At 65.3% G+C, this 17,179-nt stretch carries 15 protein-coding genes; 6 read left to right on the top strand and 9 right to left on the bottom strand.

Going from position 1 to position 17,179, the window contains the following annotated elements; translation table 11 throughout:
- Positions 1-157 precede the first annotated feature (157 nt).
- The 4 genes from ACZY0B_RS02660 to ACZY0B_RS02645 all read left to right on the top strand — a co-directional run bounded on the left by ACZY0B_RS02660 (position 158) and on the right by ACZY0B_RS02645 (position 5,241).
- Positions 158-1,186 (top strand): hotdog fold thioesterase, encoded by a 1,029-nt coding sequence (locus ACZY0B_RS02660; RefSeq protein ID WP_463762425.1) that lies wholly within the window; start codon positions 158-160, stop codon positions 1,184-1,186.
- 75 nt (positions 1,187-1,261) lie between these two features.
- Positions 1,262-2,467, top strand: a complete 1,206-nt coding sequence (locus ACZY0B_RS02655; RefSeq protein WP_463762424.1) for an amidohydrolase family protein — start codon at positions 1,262-1,264, stop codon at positions 2,465-2,467.
- 203 nt (positions 2,468-2,670) lie between these two features.
- Positions 2,671-3,102, top strand: a complete 432-nt coding sequence (locus ACZY0B_RS02650; RefSeq protein ID WP_463762423.1) for an anti-sigma factor antagonist — start codon at positions 2,671-2,673, stop codon at positions 3,100-3,102.
- 174 nt (positions 3,103-3,276) lie between these two features.
- Positions 3,277-5,241, top strand: coding sequence for a SpoIIE family protein phosphatase (locus ACZY0B_RS02645; protein WP_463762422.1), 1,965 nt, complete (start codon positions 3,277-3,279; stop codon positions 5,239-5,241).
- Here ACZY0B_RS02645 and ACZY0B_RS02640 read toward each other — a convergent pair.
- The 6 genes from ACZY0B_RS02640 to ACZY0B_RS02615 form a co-directional block, all read right to left on the bottom strand.
- Entirely contained in the window at positions 5,238-6,482 is a 1,245-nt protein-coding gene (locus tag ACZY0B_RS02640; RefSeq protein WP_463762421.1) for an acyl-CoA dehydrogenase family protein, read from the bottom strand. The two genes, ACZY0B_RS02645 and ACZY0B_RS02640, sit on opposite strands and share 4 nt — an antisense overlap.
- On the bottom strand, positions 6,479-7,636 hold the full coding sequence (locus tag ACZY0B_RS02635) for an acyl-CoA dehydrogenase family protein (protein WP_463762419.1): 1,158 nt from the start codon (positions 7,634-7,636) through the stop codon (positions 6,479-6,481). Before ACZY0B_RS02635 ends, ACZY0B_RS02640 begins: the two co-directional genes overlap by 4 nt.
- 119 nt (positions 7,637-7,755) lie before the next feature.
- Positions 7,756-8,721, bottom strand: a complete 966-nt coding sequence (locus ACZY0B_RS02630; RefSeq protein ID WP_463762418.1) for an alpha/beta hydrolase — start codon at positions 8,719-8,721, stop codon at positions 7,756-7,758.
- Between the two features lie 209 nt (positions 8,722-8,930).
- Positions 8,931-10,103, bottom strand: coding sequence for an amidohydrolase family protein (locus tag ACZY0B_RS02625; RefSeq protein ID WP_463762417.1), 1,173 nt, complete (start codon positions 10,101-10,103; stop codon positions 8,931-8,933).
- A 10-nt stretch (positions 10,104-10,113) separates the two neighbouring features.
- Entirely contained in the window at positions 10,114-11,169 is a 1,056-nt protein-coding gene (locus ACZY0B_RS02620; RefSeq protein ID WP_463762416.1) for an amidohydrolase family protein, read from the bottom strand.
- Positions 11,166-11,525, bottom strand: coding sequence for a Rieske (2Fe-2S) protein (locus tag ACZY0B_RS02615; RefSeq protein ID WP_463762415.1), 360 nt, complete (start codon positions 11,523-11,525; stop codon positions 11,166-11,168). Before ACZY0B_RS02615 ends, ACZY0B_RS02620 begins: the two co-directional genes overlap by 4 nt.
- Positions 11,526-11,719: 194 nt before the next feature.
- Between ACZY0B_RS02615 and ACZY0B_RS02610 the strand changes: the two genes are divergently transcribed.
- A complete protein-coding gene (locus tag ACZY0B_RS02610) occupies positions 11,720-12,946 on the top strand; it encodes a cytochrome P450 (protein WP_463762414.1) in 1,227 nt (408 codons plus the stop codon).
- Positions 12,943-14,100 carry a Zn-dependent alcohol dehydrogenase gene (locus ACZY0B_RS02605; RefSeq protein ID WP_463762413.1) on the top strand — a complete coding sequence of 386 codons (1,158 nt, stop codon included), beginning with the start codon at positions 12,943-12,945 and terminating at the stop codon, positions 14,098-14,100. Before ACZY0B_RS02610 ends, ACZY0B_RS02605 begins: the two co-directional genes overlap by 4 nt.
- A gap of 23 nt (positions 14,101-14,123) precedes the next feature.
- Here ACZY0B_RS02605 and ACZY0B_RS02600 read toward each other — a convergent pair whose 3' ends face one another.
- From ACZY0B_RS02600 to mdlC, 3 genes are all read right to left on the bottom strand, one after another.
- A complete protein-coding gene (locus ACZY0B_RS02600; protein WP_463762412.1) occupies positions 14,124-14,870 on the bottom strand; it encodes an SDR family NAD(P)-dependent oxidoreductase in 747 nt (248 codons plus the stop codon).
- Positions 14,867-15,307: a VOC family protein gene (locus ACZY0B_RS02595; protein ID WP_463762411.1), complete on the bottom strand. Its 441-nt coding sequence runs from the start codon at positions 15,305-15,307 to the stop codon at positions 14,867-14,869. Before ACZY0B_RS02595 ends, ACZY0B_RS02600 begins: the two co-directional genes overlap by 4 nt.
- A gap of 135 nt (positions 15,308-15,442) precedes the next feature.
- Positions 15,443-17,056, bottom strand: coding sequence for a benzoylformate decarboxylase (mdlC, locus tag ACZY0B_RS02590; RefSeq protein WP_463762410.1), 1,614 nt, complete (start codon positions 17,054-17,056; stop codon positions 15,443-15,445).
- Between the last annotated feature and the right edge of the window lie 123 nt (positions 17,057-17,179).

Raw genomic sequence — 17,179 nt, 5'->3', positions numbered from 1 at the left:
GGTGGCCGAACCCCTAGACCCCGGACTAGGGATCGGCCCGAACCCACGGCGGCGCCCGGGACGGGCCGTCCCGGCCGGTCCCGCACGGCGCGATGGTCCGCGCGGTAACCTCATTCTCGATGCGCACGCATGCGCAACGGAAGGGGACCTAGCGCTGATGACCGCCCCCAGTGATGAAGCCGAAGTGACGCGCGGCGACCGCTTCATCAAGACGGCCGTGGAGATCCTGCGGGAGACCGGACGCACCGACTTCACCGTGCAGGAGATCGTCGCCCGCTCCAAGACCTCGCTGCGAGCCTTCTACCAGCACTTCAGCAGCAAGGACGAACTGCTGCTCGCGCTGTTCGACAGGACGATTTCGCAGTCGGTGCTTACCTGGCGCGCCGAGACCGCCGGCCTGGACAGCACCTCCGCATTGAAGTTGTTGATCGACCGCATCAGCCAGCAACCGGAATCGAGCACCCAGGACAGCCTCAACCGGGCGCTGGGGCTCTACAACCAGCATCTGGCCGAGACGCGTCCCCGCGAGTACGCCCGCGTGCTGTCCCCGTTGCATCAACTCATTCGCGACATCGTCGGGCACGGCATCACCGAGGGAGTGTTCAACCCGGGCCTCGATGTCGCGGCGGCGGCCGCGATCGTCATGCAGACGGTGGTGGGAGCCCAGCGGTTGCATTGGCTGGGTACCGAATTGAACGGAAAGCCGGTCGACGCGGGCCAGCTGTACGACTTCCTCAGCCGTGCGTTGGGCATCCGCGACACCGACGACGAAACGAGCACACCGACGCTGGCCGAGCTATTCGCCCAAATCGGCATGCGCGCGGCATCACGCAATGGCGAATTCGCGATGACGATGCCCGTAAGTCCGCATGTAACAAACACTTCCGGTGCGTTGCAGGGCGGCCTGATCGCCACACTTGTCGACGTGGCGGGCGGCCAGTTCGGGCTGGATTTTCTGCAGCCGGGCACCACCATGACGACAGCGGATCTGTTCGTCCGCTACCTGCGGCCGATCCGGCAGGGCGCCGCGCTGGCGGTGCCCAGGATGCTGCGAGCCGGCCGGCGGGCGATGGTCATGCAGATCGATATCTACGGCGACGGCGACGACGAAGTCGCCGCAACGGCGACCGTCAATTTCGCCATCATCAACGGCGCGACACCGAAGGGTCTCCGGGCGGACACCTAGGCCGGTATATGTTGTTGGGCAGAAGTGGTAACGTCATTACCACCCAAAGAGAATCCAGCCTTCAAGGAGATCGCCATGCCGTCTCGCGAGCTTTCCTTTCCGGTGTTCGACGCCGACAACCACATGTACGAGCCGCAGGAAGCGCTGACGAAGTTCCTGCCGGAGAAGCGCAAGAACGTCATCGACTACGTGCAGGTCCGCGGTCGGACCAAGATCGTTGTGCGCGGCCACATCAGCGAGTACATCCCGAACCCGACCTTCGAGAAGGTCGCCAAGCCCGGCGCCCAGGAGGACTACTTCCGCAACGGCGCACAGGGCAAGACCTACCGCGAGATCCTGGGCGAGCCGATGAAGGCCATCCCCGCCTTCCGCGAACCGGGCGCGCGGCTCGAGGTCATGGACGAGCTCGGCATCGACTACGCGCTGATGTTCCCGACGCTGGCCAGCCTGGTCGAAGAGCGGATGAAGGACGACCCGGAGATGACCCACGACGTCATCCACGCGCTCAACGAGTGGATGCACGAGCAGTGGTCGTTCAACTACCAAGAGCGCATCTTCGCCACCCCGGTGATCACGCTGCCTATCGTCGAGCGCGCGCTCGAAGAACTTGAGTGGTGTCTGGAGCGCGGCGCCCGCACCGTGCTGGTCCGCCCGGCGCCGGTGCCCGGTTACAAGGGCAGCCGGTCGTTCGGCCTCGAGGAATTCGACCCGTTCTGGCAGGCCTGCGTCAAGGCCGGCATCCCGGTCTCGATGCACGCATCGGACAGTGGTTACTCCGAATTCGCGAATGTGTGGGAGCCTGGCGACGAGTTCCTGCCGTTCAAGCCGACCGCCTTCCGGAGCTTTGCGATGGGCCATCGGCCGATCCTGGACGCGATGGGTGCGTTGGTCTGTCACGGCGCCTTGTCCCGCAACCCCGAGCTGCGGATCCTGTCCATCGAAAACGGCGCCGACTGGGTGCCCGACCTGTTCAAAGGCCTCAAGGGCGTCTACAAGAAGATGCCGCAGTCGTTCAGCGAGGACCCGGTCGAGGCGTTCAAGCGGTGCGTCTACATCACCCCGTTCTGGGAGGACCGGTTCACCGAGATCGTCAACATGGTCGGCACCGACCGGGTGATGTTCGGCTCCGACTGGCCGCATCCTGAGGGCCTCAAGGACCCGATCACCTTCGTCGATGAGCTCGCCGATTTCAGCGACGAGGACATCGCCAAGATCATGGGCGGCAACCTGATGGAGCTCATGAAGGTTTCCAAACCGGCCAAGAAGCCGGTCTCCGCCTGATCCAGCGCTGAGCATCGCCCGCCTCCGAGCGACATATCGCAGAGTTGTCGCTCGGAGGCGGGCATCTTTATATGTCCTGGTCCCCGGCGCGGCTATAGACGCGGCCTTCCGCCTTGCTATAGAAAAGAAGCTTCCCTCCGAACAAGGGTGTCGCCACCGGCATCTAGCACGGTCTCGTTGACGCGACCGGTTAGGAGTGCACGATGAACCCGACTCCGGTCGAGTCCGCTGTGACCAGGGTGACGCTCAGCCCCCGGCTGGTTTCCGAACTCGGCGATCCGCACAGCACATTGAGGGCAGCGACCCAGCGCAGCGGCGCGGTGGTCATCATTCGCGCGGGCGGTGAGGTCGATGCCTCCAACGAGCACACCTGGCGTCGGCTGGTCGAAGAAGCGGCCGCGGCCGCCAACCCCCCGGGCCCATTCATCGTCGACATCAATGGCCTGGATTTCATGGGCTGCTGCGCGTTCGCCGTGCTGGCCGCCGAATCCGAGCTGTGCCGCCGTCGCGGCGTCACATTGCGGCTGGTCAGCTGCGATCCCGGCGTCGCCCGCGTCATCCAGGCGTGCAATCTCGGCGCAGCATTGCCCCTGCATCCGACCATCGACACCGCGCTGGCCACGACGGTGACATGAGTACGCGCCCCTCGCTCGTGGACAAGCTCACCGGCCGTTAGCAAACTGATGCACGAGGCACCGGCCAACCATTGCTAATCTGATAACTTGCGTGTGTCGAATAGGGCTGCGCATTGTTGGATTTCTCGGTCACTAGAAAGGCCCGCAGGGAGGCTCCGTAGGAGGGACGGCCAGATGGTGGCCGAAAAGGACTGGGACAAAATTGTCGGTGCGGCTGACGACGTGCGCCGTATCTTCGAGAAGGTCCCCGCGATGCTGATCGGCCTGGAAGGGCCCGAGCATCGCTTCGTCGCGGCCAACGCGGCCTATCGTGCCTTGAATCCGGCGTTCAACCCGGTGGGAATGCTGGCGCGCGAGGTCTATCCCGAGCTGGAGAGCCAGCAGATTTTTCAGATGCTCGATCGGGTCTATGAGACCGGTGAGCGCCAATCCGGGGCGGAGTGGCGGCTGCAGGCCGACTTCGAGGGTTCGGGAGTCGAAGAGAGGTACTTCGACTTCCTGGTCACTGCGCGTCGCGGATCGGGCGGATCCATCGAGGGTGTGCAGATCATCTTCGACGACGTCACGGACCGCGTGCAGGCACGCTTGGCCACGGAGGCGCGCATCGAGGAGCTCTCCGAGCGCTATCGCAACGTCCGCGATTCCGCCATCGTCATGCAGCAGGCGCTGCTGGCCTCGTCAGTGCCGGTCGTTCCCGGCGCCGACATCACCGCGCAGTATCTGGTCGCCACGGAGGACACCGCGGCCGGCGGTGACTGGTTCGACGCGATACCCCTGGGGGACCGGTTGGTGCTCGTTGTCGGCGACGTCGTCGGCCACGGCGTCGAAGCCGCTGCCGTCATGTCGCAACTGCGCACCGCGCTGCGCATGCAGATATCGCAGGGCTACAGCATCACCGAAGCACTCGAGGCGGTCGATCGCTTCCACGAGCATGTACCGGGATCGAATTCAGCCACCTTGTGCGTCGGCTCGCTGGACTACGCCACGGGCGAATTCCAGTACTGCACCGCCGGCCATCCGCCGCCGTTGTTGGTGGCCGCCAACGCGACCGCGCGGTACGTGGAACCCTCTGGCGGGGGTCCACTTGGCAGCCACGTCGGATTTCCGGTTCGCACCGAGATGCTCGACATCGGCGACTCAGTCCTGTTCTATTCCGACGGCCTGATCGAACGCCCCGGCCGGCCGCTGGGCGCGAGCACCGCGGAATTCGCCGACCTGGCCGCCAACATCGCCGCCGGCATCGGCGGGTTCGTCATCGACGCACCGGCGCGAACGATCGACCGTATCTGTTCGGAGACACTCGAATTACTGCTCCGGTCAACCGGTTACAGCGATGACGTCACACTGCTCGCGGCACAACGGCGCACTCCCCTGGCGCCGCTGCACATGACGCTGGACGCCACGATCCACGCCGCCCGCACCGTGCGCTCCCGGCTACGCACCTGGCTCTCGGAGATCGGCGCCGACGCCGACGACATCTCCGACGTGGTGCACGCGATCTCGGAGTTCGTCGAGAACGCGGTCGAACATGGTTACACCACGGAGGTTTCCGACGGTGTCGTCGTCGAGGCATCGCTGTCCGGCGATGGCAACCTGCGTGCCGCGGTGATCGACCGCGGACAGTGGAAGGATCACCGTGAAGGCGAACAGGGTCGTGGGCGCGGACTTGCGATGGCCGAGGCTTTGGTTTCCCAGGCGCTCATCACGCGTAGCGACCATGGAACGACGGCCAGCGTGACACACCGTCTGTCGCGACCGGCCAACTTCGTCACCGACACGATCGTCAGCCGATCCACCTACCGGCGGGCCACCGACAACGAATTCGTCTCGACGGTCCGCGATGCCGGCCACATCGTGGTCAGCGGTGACGTCGACTCCAACACCGCGTCCACGCTGGACCGCCTGATCGCGGTCGAAAGCCGCTCGGGCATAGCACCTTTGACGATCGACCTCGGCGCCGTCACCCACCTGGGGTCTGCGGGCGTCAGCGCGTTGGCCGCTGCCCGTGACCGGGCCCGCAGACAGGGCGGCGAATGCGTTCTGATCGCCCCGCCGGGAAGCCCCGCGCACCACATCTTGTCGATGGTCCAGATACCCGTCGAAACCGGCGATAGCGAGAACGTCTTCGCGCAGGACTAACGCGGCAGAGCGCGTTCACCGTGCCGCACCTGATTGAACGGCACCCCGCGGTCGGCGGCGTATTCGCGTGGGAAACCCAGCACCCGCTCCCCGATCACGTTACGGGCCATTTCCGTTGTGCCACCACCGATGGCGACATTTTGCCGAGACAGGTAGCGCAGTCCGGTCTCTAGGCCTTCACCGATCTCGCCCACCACGCCGACGGCTCCCCCGACCGCCATCGCGGTGTCCATGTCCAGCGTCACGGTCTCGGAATGGAACAATCGGATGAGCGTGCCGGCCGCCGGGGGCAGCACACCGTCGCGGACATTGCGGTACACGTGATCGATCAATTGCTCGGCCACCGCACGGTGCACCAGCGCCCGGCCGGCCATCTCGCGTACGCGTTCGTTGTCGGCCTGACCCGTTTTTTCGGCAAGGCCAACGTAGTCAACGGGACTCGTATGGCCGCCCTCGCTGCCACTACCGCTGGAAAACTCCGAACCCTGCCCGACCGCCCGGCGCTCGTGATACAGCTGTCGCGACGCCACTGCCCAACCACCGTTGACCTCGCCCACCACGGCGTCGACGCCCACATCCACCCCGTCGAGGAACTCCTCGCAAAACTCCTTGGAGCCACTGAGCATCGTGATATGCCGCAGCGTGACTCCCGGATGACCGATCGGCACCAGGAACATGGTGAGCCCTTCGTGCTTGGGCACATCCCAATCGGTGCGGGCCAGGCACAGTCCATAGTCGGCGGCGAACGCACTCGTGCTCCAGGTCTTGGCGCCGTTGATGATCCAGCGGTCGCCCTGGCGTTCGGCGCGGGTGATGACGCCGGCCAGATCTGATCCGCCGCTGGGTTCGCTCAACAGCTGCACCAGTACCTCGTCGCCGCGCAGTGCCGCGGCGATGTGCTGTTTCTTCTGCTCTTCCGTACCGGTGTCGAGCAGCGTGGCGCAGCAGATGGTGAACGTCGGAGTGTTGAGGATCAACGGCATCTCGTAGCGCCGGGATTCGGAGTCGAATGCCTTCTGGTAGGCGTAATCCAGACCCAGGCCGCCGTACTCGCGCGGAAAGCAAATACCGGCGAATCCGCCTTCGTAGAGCCGCTTTTGCAGTTCTCGGGCCCGTTTCCAGGCGTCCTCGTCGTCGCGCGGCGCGGGCGGCGGCGCCTCGGGGTCGATGGCCGGCATGTTGTCCGCCAACCACGCCCTGGCGCGGGCGGCGAATTCGGCAACTGATTCCGTCGGCGTCATCTGGTCTTACCTCCGGCCGCGGAACGTCCGGCTTTCTCTGATTCATACACCCGCAAGTTGTGCTCCTCCGGCGTGCCGAACAAGGAGCGGTACAACGTAACCCGCCTCAGGTAGAGGTGCAGGTCGTGCTCCCAGGTGACGCCGATGCCGCCGTGCATCTGTACGCAACCCTGGACGATCCGCCCCGCCATCTCGCCGACGTAGGACTTGGCGATGCTGGCCGACAAGCCCGCCTCGGGTGAGCGATCGGCAAGGTCGGCAACCGCGGCGCTCGTGGTGGCGCGGCATGCCTCCAGCCACAGCTTCATGTCGGCGAAGCCGTGTTTGAGTGCTTGATACGACGCCAGCGGGCGGCCGAACGTGTGCCGGTCGAGCGCCCACTGGACGGTGAAGTCGAACACCGTCTGCACGACGCCGACCACCTCGGCGCACTGCAACACCTGAGCGATCTGGCTCTGCCGGTCGATCAGCGCGGCGGTCTCGGCGGCGGTGCCAACGGCCGCGGACGAGTCCACCACCACGCCGTCGAAGTGCACCCGCGCATATTGCTTGACCAAGTCGACGGACTGCTGCGGCTCGACCCGAACGCCCGGCGCGTCCGTCGGTACCAGGAACTGACGGATATCGTCGCCGCATCGCGCCACCACGAGCAGCAGCGCGCTCTGGGCCCCTGCCTCGACGCGGTCCTTGGTGCCGTCGATGCGATAGCCGGAGTCGGTCTGGATGGCCGTCACCGACGGGTCCAGCGGCGCCCAGCCGCGGCCGGGTTCCGAGACTGCCCAGGACGCCACGGTTTCGCCGGAGATCAGCGACTCGATGACGGCGGCGTGCGCTTGCGCGTCGGCGCATTCGGCCAGGGCGGTCAGCACGACGCTGACCGGATACAGCGGTCCGGGTGCCACGGTCTTGCCGAGTAGTTCGGCGACCGTGGCCAGATCCGCGAGACCGCTCTCCGACACGCTGCCGCCGCCCAACTCCTCCGGAACGAGCAGGCCGGTCCAGCCGAGTTCCGCGGCGCGCCGCCACCAGGCCGGATCGAAGGAAACCCCCGCCGCGTGCAGCTCACGGACGCGACCGAGCGGCGCCTCCTTCTGCAGAAAGGATTGGGTTGTCGAGACGAAGAGTGCCTTTTCAGGCGAGTCCACGGCGGTCATGATGCCGACCGACCCTTCCGCGACATTCGGTCGCCGCCGCCAAGAATCACGTTCTCGATATTAGCAAACGTCAATACCGTAAGAGATCCCGGAGTTCAGTCGATAACCCGATCGAGCTGCTACATCGCGAACACTCGGCGCACCGACTGTGCGTGCAAGGCCCGGTTCTCCTGAGAGACAACCCAATCCGGCACCATCGAGTCGAAGCCGTTGAATGTCGCTGCGATGACGTGCAATTCGGTGTGGACGAAAGCATGAAGGAGCCGGTTCGCATAGTCGATGGCTTCGTCGCGGCACGGGTCGATCTCGGAGCAACTGATGAACGTGGGCGGCAGCCCCTCCAGGTTCGCCCGGTGCGCCGGAACGTGTTGGCCGGTGGCGCTGGTCGGGCCGAGATAGTGGCCCCACGCGCGGCTCACCGCGGGGCCGTTGAGCCCCGGCGTGCGCTGAAACTCCCGCCGCGACGGCGTGGCGTCGCTGTCGAGCATCGGCTGGTGCAGGATCTGCATCCGGATCTGTGGACCCTCGTTGTCGAACATGCGCTGCGCCAGGCTCGCGACCAGGGCGGCACCCGCGTCGCGGCCCATCACGGCGATGCGGCTCGGATCGACATCGAGCTCGGCGCAGTTGCGGATGGCGTAGTAAAGGCCCGCCTCGACGTCGTCGAGTGCCGCGGGGGCAGGGTTCTCCGGCGACAGCCGGTAGTCGACCGAAACCACCAGACAGCCGCCGTCGCGAGCCAGCTCCACGCACTCCGCGTGGTCGGTGTCGAGGTTGCCGCTCACGAAACCACCGCCGTGGGCGTACACAAGCAACGGCGCTCCCGAGTCACCTTCGATGCCGCCCCGGTAGAAGCGGAGGTTCAGCTGCTGGCCACCCGGACCGGAGATCGAGCGCGATTCGACGGCCACGCCCTCGGTGTCGACCGCCGCGGCACGCTGGGCGGCCAATCGGTTGGCCTGCTCCCGTTCGTCGGCCAGTGTCTCGGCACGGAATTCGACGATGCCCAGCTCGCTCGCGGCGTCGCGCAGCACCGGGTCGAGGCGGTTAATACCTTGCGGGCGGGTCAGATCCGTTTGTGTCATACCCTCTCAACTTCCGGGCTCATGGTGGGGGGTGTCGTGCGGGCTTGGCGGGAGGCCATGTCGGAAAACATATTTAAGGTAGACCTGATCGGCCGCGAGCCGTCACACTCCGCTTCTCGGCCACGGCCGCGGCATCGAGCGACGACCATTTCTTGTCGTATTTGCTGATCAGTGGCCTCAGCGCGGCGGGGAGACCGGGCCCGGGCGATTCAGCTTTCCGGGGTGACGGCGGCTTGCCGCTCACCGGGGAGCGCCTTGACGGTTGCCGGCAGCCCATACAAAGCCGTCGCATTCCCGCGCATGATCCGCTCCCGCTGGTCGGCGGGGAACCGGTTGATGGCGTAGGTCGGCGAGTCATAGCTCCAGTGCGGATAGTCCGTCGAGAACATGAGATTGTCTCCCAGGTCCATCATTTCCAGATACTCGCGAAACTCTACGGTGCCGGCGTCTTCCAGAGGCTGGGTAGTGAAGCGAACATGTTCGCGCACGTAGTCCGACGGACGGCGCCGCACGTGCGGCAAGTCGCCACGGCGGGCTTCCCAGATCCGGTCCATTCGTGACATCACCGGCATCGCCCAGGTGAAGCCGCCCTCGATGAACACCACCCGCAGGTCCGGATGCCGGTCGAACGCGCCGTCGAAGACCAGGCTCATCAGATGCGACACATACAGCAGCGGCCAGGACGCGAAGAAGTCGTGCCAGTGCGCGGGATTGCCGACCGGATAGAGCGGGATCAATTCGAACGGCGTCTGACCCATCAGGTGCGTGGAAATCGGCAGCCCGTTGCGCGACGCGGCTTCGTAGAGCGGGTCGAAATGCGGGTTACCGAACGGGATTCCGCGTGTCTGCGGAGTCATCAGCACCTGGGCCATGTAGGGATGTCCCGCCCAGCGCTCGACCTCACGCGCCGCCTGCTCCGGTGTCTGCGCGCTGACGCTGATCGACCCGCGCCAGCGGCCGTGCCCGTTGTGCTTGTCCAGCCAGACGTCCGCGAGCCAGTCGTTGTAGGTGGACTTGAGCACGTGTTCGGCCTGGGGTAGCTGCGCGTCGCACATCGGCTCCAGCGACGCGATGCTGACGCCCGCGTCGACCAGCAGCTGCTGGGCGGCGAAGTCCGGGTCGCTGCCGGCGACTCCGCCGTTGGGCGGCCACGAGTCCATGCGCAGCGACGACGTCTTGAACGAATCCGGGGTGTCGTAGAAGTACGACATCGGGCTCACCGCATTCCCGGTCGGCCAGATCTTGTCCACCCACTCGGCCGGTGCGTACGACTTGAGCACCTCGGTCGAGACCGGCAACGGATGCACGTCGGTGTCCACGATGGTCACCGCGATGTGGTCGTCGTGCTCTGTCGACGACTCGACCCGCTCGATCGTGGTCATGGCACTCTCCTTATCCCGGCCGAGCCTCAGCTCGCGCCGTAAGCCCATAGAGGTCACTCGCGTTTCGCCACAACACCTGGTCGCGCTGCGGCCCGTCGAGCCCCGCCGCCGCCACATCCGGCGACGACGTCGACCAGTGCGGGTAGCTCGATCCGTACATCAGCAAGTCGGTTTTGCCGCTGAACTCCATCCAGCGCTGCGTCTGGCCGGGCTCGAGCGCCCCGTCGAATGCCGACGAGCAGAACCGGACATGGCCGGGCAGGTATTCGCTGGGATAGCGATCGACCCACGGCGTCTGGTCGCGCATGGACAACCAGAAGGTGTCCAGCCGCCACATCAGCGGAGTAAGGATGTCGTAGCCGCCGTCGGCGAAAACGAATTTCAGGCCGGTTAGCCGGCCGAACACGCCCTCGATGATCAGCGTGGCGAGATGCACGAAGTAGTTCAGCGGCATGAAGGCCGCATATCCCGGGTACGTGTGCGCGTGCCCGGCGAAGGTCGGCGCATGGTCGACGCCGTTGCCGCCGTTGATGTGCACCGCCACCGGGAGCCCATGGGCGGCCGCGGCCTCCCAGATGGGCTCGAACATCGGCTTGCCGTACGGCTCGCGCGACTGCATCGGAATGCCGACCTGCACCAGCTTCGGGTGACCGGCGAGGCGCTCGATCTCGGCGACCGCGGCGCGGGGATCTTCCGGGTTGACGCGGATGGTGCCCCGGAATCGGCCGGTGGTGTCGGGCTCGAGCCACCGGTCCAGCAGCCAGTCGTTGACCGCCGCGCAGATCCTGCTGTTGAGCAGGTAATCGGCGATGTTGCCGCGAGTCAGCGGGTTGAGGATCGCGAAGTCGACCCCCATGTCATCGAACAGGTGGCGGCTGACGGTGTCGGGATCCGAACCCGGGTACAGGTCGGCGTCGTAAAGGTCTTGCCGGTAGTCGCCGCCGGGGGCCTGGTACCACTGCTGCTCCACGTCGGGGATCGACCGCAGTTGGTGGGCAGCCGGGAGGTAACGCCGGATCTCGGCGTTGTAGCGGAAGTGCGGTTGGACGTTGGTGTCGATGATCATGCGGTCAGGTACACCTCCCCGTCGGTGACGTCGACTTGGTAGGTACGGATGCGGCGACGCGGATCAGCGATGTTGCGACCCGTGGTGACATCGAATTCCCAGTTGTGCCAAGGGCATCGGACGATCTGTCCGTCGCGCACCCGGCGTATCCCGCCGGGCTCGTCCGGCGCCGATTCGGTGGTGCCCCCGAGCAAGCCAAGGCATAGCGGGGCACCTTCGTGCGAGCAGTAATTCACGATCGCGTAGAACGCGCCGTGCACGTTGTACACGCCGACGCCGAACTTGCCGACGTCGACCAGCTTCATCCCGCCGGGCGGCAGCTCGTCGAGGGAGCACACGAAACGCCGCTGGGACACTTGCCAATCACCGCCTCGTTGACCTATCCAGACCAATACTGAGCCCGTTACGGTAACCATCACAAGCCGTTGGGCTTCGTTGCTATTTATACTATGATAGCGACATTCCGCTCGGACACACCCGCCGAAGTCGCTGGGGGCGGTCACGACCGACCCGCGACAACGGCCTTACTGGTTGCTCAGGAGGAGCGCTGATGCCGTTAAGCACCGACCCCGTCGGCCAGCCCGTCACACTCGATTTCACCGGTGAAACCAGCCCCTATCCGTTCTTCGAATACATGCGGCGTACCGATCCGGTCTGGCACGGCGCTCTCGGGGACCACTCTCAGATGCCGGAGGAGCTGCGACCGAACGACGAGTGGGTGCTGTTCGGCTATGACGGTGTGTTTCAAGCGTTCCGCGACGACCGGATCTTCACTTCGGCCGCCTACGAGAAGACCATCGGCCTGGTCATGGGGCACACGATCCTGGCGATGGGCGGCAAGGAACACCACGACCACCGCAGCCTGGTGGCCAAGGCCTTCCGGGCCACCGCGCTCGAGCGCTGGGAGCCGTCCGTCATCGGGCCGGTGTGCGATCAGCTGATCGACGAAATCAAACATGACTGTCACGCCGACCTGGTGAAGGCCCTGACGTTCGAGTTTCCGACCCGGATCATCTCGGTCCTGCTCGGGCTCCCCCCCGAGGATCTCGACATGTTCCGGCGGCTGTCGCTCGACCTCATCTCGATTCCGACCGACATCATGGCGGGGCTCAACGCGGCGAGCGAGTTGCACGGCTACTTCCTCGAGCAGGTCGAGCAGCGGCGCCGCAAGCTCACCAACGACATCATCGGCGACCTGGTCGCCGCCGAGATCGACGGCGAGAAACTCACCGACGACGCCATCATCGCGTTCTTGCGCTTGCTACTGCCCGCCGGACTGGAGACCACCTACCGTTCGTCGGGCAACCTGTTGTACCTGCTGCTGACCCATCCTGAGCAACTCGAGATGGTTCGGCAGGACCGGTCACTGATCCCCGCCGCCATCGAAGAGGGCCTCCGCGTCGAGACGCCACTGACCATGGTCATGCGGACCACCACCGAAGAAGTCGTAATCGGCGGCAAGACAATCCCCGCGGACGCACAGATCGACATGTGCATGGGCTCGGCCAACCGCGACGAAAGTCGTTGGCCCGACGCCAATCGCTTCGACATCCACCGGCCGCGCCAATCACACATCGCGTTCGCCGGCGGCATCCATATGTGCCTCGGCATGCATCTGGCCCGGCTGGAAACCCGAGTCATGCTGAACAGCCTGCTCAACCGTGTCTCGAACCTGGCTTTCGTACCCGACGACGGCACCGGCGAGGAGTCGCGGATCATCGGCCTCACCTTCCGGTCGCCGAACAAGCTGCCCGTCACGTTCACCCCAACCGCATGAAAAGCCGGGCGGCGATCCTGCACGATGTCGGCGGGCCGTGGTCAGTCGAGGATTTCGAACTGGACGCACCGCGAGCCGGCGAGGTGTTGGTCGAGATGGCCGCGGCCGGACTGTGCCACTCCGACGATCACATCCTCAAAGGCGACATGGCGGCGCCAAACGAGATGTTGCGGAAGCTCGGGCTGCCAACCATGTTCCCGACCATCGGCGGCCACGAGGGCTCTGGAACGGTGCGCGAAGTCGGGGACGGCGTAACCGAATTCGCACCGGGCGACCACGTCGTTATGTCGTTCGTCGCGGTATGCGGACAGTGCCGATGGTGCGCGAGCGGGATGGAGTACATCTGCGACATGGGGGCCAGCGTCATGACTCCCGGGATGCCGACCGACGGCACCTTCCGCCATCACACCGCCGACGGCAAACCACTGGGCCACATAGCCAAAGTGGGAGCCTTCGCGAAACACACTGTGGTGTCGACGAATTCGCTCGTCAAGATCGAGCCGCACCTGCCGCTGGCGCCCAGCGCGCTGCTGTCTTGCGCGATTCCGACCGGATTCGGCTCGGTGGCCAACCGCTCCAACATGCGGGTTGGCGACACGGTCGTCGTGGTCGGCGTCGGCGGAATCGGTACGGGCGCGATCCAGGGCGCCCGGGTCGGCGGTGCCGCCTACATCGTGGCGGTCGATCCGGTGGAGTTCAAGCAGAAGTCGGCCTTACAGTTCGGCGCCACCCACACCGCCGCAACGGCGGTCGATGCAATGGATTTGGTGCGCGAGCTGACCTACGGTGTGATGGCCGACGCCGTCGTGGTCTCGCCGTCGCTGATCACCGCCGAGGATGTCCGCGATGCGCTGCGGCTCACCCGTAAGGGCGGGACCTGTGTGCTGACCGGGATGACCTCGCAGTTGACCAGCTCAGTCAAGATCGATCTGCAGGATTTCATCCTGATGAACAAGTCGCTCGCCGGCACCGTATTCGGTTCGTGTAACCCGAAATCCGACATCTTCCGGCTGGCCAGGCTGTACCAGACCGGGCAGCTCCAGCTCGACGAGATGATCACCCGGCGTTACCGTCTCGACGACATCAACGAGGCTTACGACGATCTGCGGAACGGCAAAATCGTCCGGGGCATCATCGATTTCGGGATCGAGTAGATTTACGCCACGCTCGCCGGTCGTCATCCGTCCGTCCTTTTCTTGTGCGCCATCAGCCACTGCACCTGGCCGTATGCATCGATGGGACTGTGCAGTGCCAGACCACCGTCGGCGTGCACGATCTGGCCTGTCACCCAGGGTAATTCGAGCACACCCACGATGGCGCCGGCCACGTCGGCGGCTTGTCCCAGGCCGCCGAGCGCTGTCCGCTCGGACATGCCTTCCACCCAGCCGGGCAGTGCTTCCGGGTTGGCCAGCATCGGCGTCCGGGTGACCCCGGGCCCCACGGCGTTCACCCGGATGTCGTGCGTCCCCCACTCCACGGCGGCGACCTTGACCAGCATGTCCACGCCGGCCTTCGACACGCAATAGGCGCCCATGTCCCGATCGGGGATCGAGCCGCTGATGCTGGACACCGCGACGATCGATCCACCCGCACCCGCGTCGATCATCGCCCGCGCAGCCGCGCGGATCGTCAGCCAGGTGCCGGTGAGGTTCACCGCAAGCACCCGTTCCCATTCCGCGGGCGACTGTTTGAGCAGCACGCCCGCCGCTCCGATTGCGGCGCAGGTCACTACCCGGGTGGGCACACCGTGCTCGCGCACGGTTCGTTCCATCGCCGCCGACACCGCATCGGGATCGCTGATATCGCAAGCGATGTCGGCGTCCGAGAGGTCCCACACCACGACGTCGTGGCCCGCGTCGCGAAGCCGTCCGGCGACTTCGTACCCGATGCCGGACGCGCCGCCCGTTACCAGTGCGACGCTCATTTCGCTCGCCCGATCAACTCGACGAGTACGCCGTCCGGCGCGCTGATCACCGCCATGGCGACGGTCTTTCCGTCCGGGGCCACGACATCGATGCGGCGAACACCCTCGGTGAATCCCAATGCCGCCAAGGCGGAGAGCGTCTCGTCGACTTCACGCTGCAGCGAGAGCAAGAAGAATCCGTGCCGTGGCGCCCCGGACCCGGGTAGTGCCCGTTCGGAGCCTGCCAGCTCCACGAGTTCAACAATCCCGCTGCCCGGTGTTTGCGGATCGCCAAGAAAGATCGACCGCAGCCGGTCCGTCTTGGCGCCGAACAGTTGTGGCCAATCGCCGGTGAAGTGATAGTCCATCAACTGGCTCATGCCCAGGCCGTCACGCCAGAATCGAAGCGAGCGTTCGACATCGGAGGTACAAATCGCTGAGTGGTGGACACCGAGCACGAATACCTCCTGCGCTTGCTTTCTAGGTGACCTCGGCCAGGGTGCGATCGCACAGTCATTGCCTAGTCCTCCACGGGGGAGTGTATCGACCCCGTGTTAAGCGGCTTGCTCAACGGCGCGCGTGTTCGAACCGGGTCAGCCCAGATGCGCTAGCTGCGGTTTGGTCCGCACCACGATGACCGTGGGCCCGGCGACCGTCAGCGCCGTGGTGAACTCTTCGGCGAGCCTTGCGGTGGAGTCGACATTGACCGCTCGGCAGCCGAAACCCCTTGCCAACGAGGCAATGTCAAGACCCGGCAGATCGAGCCCGGGCACGTTCGGTGTCTTCTCCAGCAATGCGAACGCCTTGAGCACCGAGTACTCCTCGTTGCGCATCACGACGAACACGATGGGCAGCCGGTGCTGGGCGGCGGTGTAGATCGCCTGGATCGAATATTGAAACGAACCGTCGCCGATGGTGGCGATCACGGTGCGCTTGACCCCGCGTGCTCGATCGCCAAGTGCGACGCCCACCGCCCCCGGAACACCCCAGCCGATCCCACCGCTGGCGGTCGCGAAGAACGAACCCGGACGGGTGGTGGGCAACCAGTGCAGCTGCTGAGCCATCGTCGACGTCGACTCCGTGACTACTGGGGAGTCTGCGGGCTTGACGGTGGCCAACGTGGACCACACCGCATCCGGGGTTAGTGGCGACGAGTCCGCGTCGACAATTTCGATCTTCGACGCCGACGCGGCAGGAGCCGACGCGGCGTCGCGGCCAGCTATCAAACCCACCAGCTGTTCGAGCGCCAACCGGGTATCACTGATCAGGCTGTCGCCGACCGGCGCGGCTCCGGCGAGCGCGGGATCGGCGGTGATCTGTAGCAATTCGCTGCCCTCGGGCAGGTACTCGCCTGCCACATAGGGGTAATACCGGAAGACCTGCGCTCCGATCACCACCACCAAGTCGTGACCGCGCAGCACCTCGGCCACACCGGCGATGGTCAACGGCAGCATGCCCTCGTACAGCGGGTGGTTCTCCGGAAACGACGCCCGGTCGGGCAGCGGGCCGCTGCGTACCGGTGCACCCAGCTTCTCTGCGAACGCCACCCCGGCGTCCCACCCACCACTGCGATCGACTTCCGGACCGAAGACCAGCAAGGGCCGCTGAGCGCGGTTGATCCGGTCAGCGAAGTGGCGTAACCGGTCGGCATCGGGTGCCACCCGATGGCTCACCGTCCTGACCACCGCCGGGCCCAGGGCCGGCTTTTCCCAATCATCAAGCGGTATCGACAGATAAACCGGCCCAGCCGGTGGCTGCAAAGCCACGGCGTAGGCGCGCATGAACGCCGCCGGTACATCCTCGGCGCGCTTAGGTTCGTACGCCCACTTCACCCAGGGCAACGGGAGCAGCGTTTCATCGGGGTTGGTCAAATACGGTTCGCACAACACCATTTCCCGGGTCTGCTGACCGGCCGTGACGATGAGTGGGGTGTTGCCGCGATACGCGGCTATCAGGCTGCCCATCGCGTTGCCGGTTCCGGCGCTGGTGTGCAGGTTAACCAGCGTGGGTTTGCCGGTGGATTGCGCGAATCCGTCGGCCATGGCCAGCACCGAGGCTTCCTGCAGCCCAAGGATATAGGTGAAATCGTCTGGGAAGTTTTTCAGAAATGTTTGCTCGGTGGAGCCCGGGTTACCGAATACCGTGGTAAGGCCCAACTCACGAAGCAGGTCGTAAGTGACTTCGTGAACCGTTTTCGCGTTTGCCATGAGCTGCCCCAACTTTCTGTACCCAAGCGGTAATCAACACCACCGCAGTGCGCCGAGATTCAGTCTCGCCGATGAGTGCGGCGCTGTCGATGTGCTCGCGCACAGCGTTGGGTGCAGTCCGGT

This window comes from Mycobacterium sp. IDUB_19, assembly GCF_055419445.1.
Note: the sequence above shows the minus strand (reverse complement) of the source record. Positions and strands in the feature narration are given on the sequence as shown.

Bases quoted from the DNA above. Each gene is read 5' to 3' on its own strand.
- ACZY0B_RS02660 (WP_463762425.1), top strand. From the start codon at position 158: ATGACCGCCCCCAGTGATGAAGCCGAAGTGACGCGCGGCGACCGCTTC.
- ACZY0B_RS02655 (WP_463762424.1), top strand. From the start codon at position 1,262: ATGCCGTCTCGCGAGCTTTCCTTTCCGGTGTTCGACGCCGACAACCAC.
- ACZY0B_RS02650 (WP_463762423.1), top strand. From the start codon at position 2,671: ATGAACCCGACTCCGGTCGAGTCCGCTGTGACCAGGGTGACGCTCAGC.
- ACZY0B_RS02645 (WP_463762422.1), top strand. From the start codon at position 3,277: ATGGTGGCCGAAAAGGACTGGGACAAAATTGTCGGTGCGGCTGACGAC.
- ACZY0B_RS02640 (WP_463762421.1), bottom strand. From the start codon at position 6,482: ATGACGCCGACGGAATCAGTTGCCGAATTCGCCGCCCGCGCCAGGGCG.
- ACZY0B_RS02635 (WP_463762419.1), bottom strand. From the start codon at position 7,636: ATGACCGCCGTGGACTCGCCTGAAAAGGCACTCTTCGTCTCGACAACC.
- ACZY0B_RS02630 (WP_463762418.1), bottom strand. From the start codon at position 8,721: ATGACACAAACGGATCTGACCCGCCCGCAAGGTATTAACCGCCTCGAC.
- ACZY0B_RS02625 (WP_463762417.1), bottom strand. From the start codon at position 10,103: ATGACCACGATCGAGCGGGTCGAGTCGTCGACAGAGCACGACGACCAC.
- ACZY0B_RS02620 (WP_463762416.1), bottom strand. From the start codon at position 11,169: ATGATCATCGACACCAACGTCCAACCGCACTTCCGCTACAACGCCGAG.
- ACZY0B_RS02610 (WP_463762414.1), top strand. From the start codon at position 11,720: ATGCCGTTAAGCACCGACCCCGTCGGCCAGCCCGTCACACTCGATTTC.
- ACZY0B_RS02605 (WP_463762413.1), top strand. From the start codon at position 12,943: ATGAAAAGCCGGGCGGCGATCCTGCACGATGTCGGCGGGCCGTGGTCA.
- ACZY0B_RS02600 (WP_463762412.1), bottom strand. From the start codon at position 14,870: ATGAGCGTCGCACTGGTAACGGGCGGCGCGTCCGGCATCGGGTACGAA.
- mdlC (WP_463762410.1), bottom strand. From the start codon at position 17,056: ATGGCAAACGCGAAAACGGTTCACGAAGTCACTTACGACCTGCTTCGT.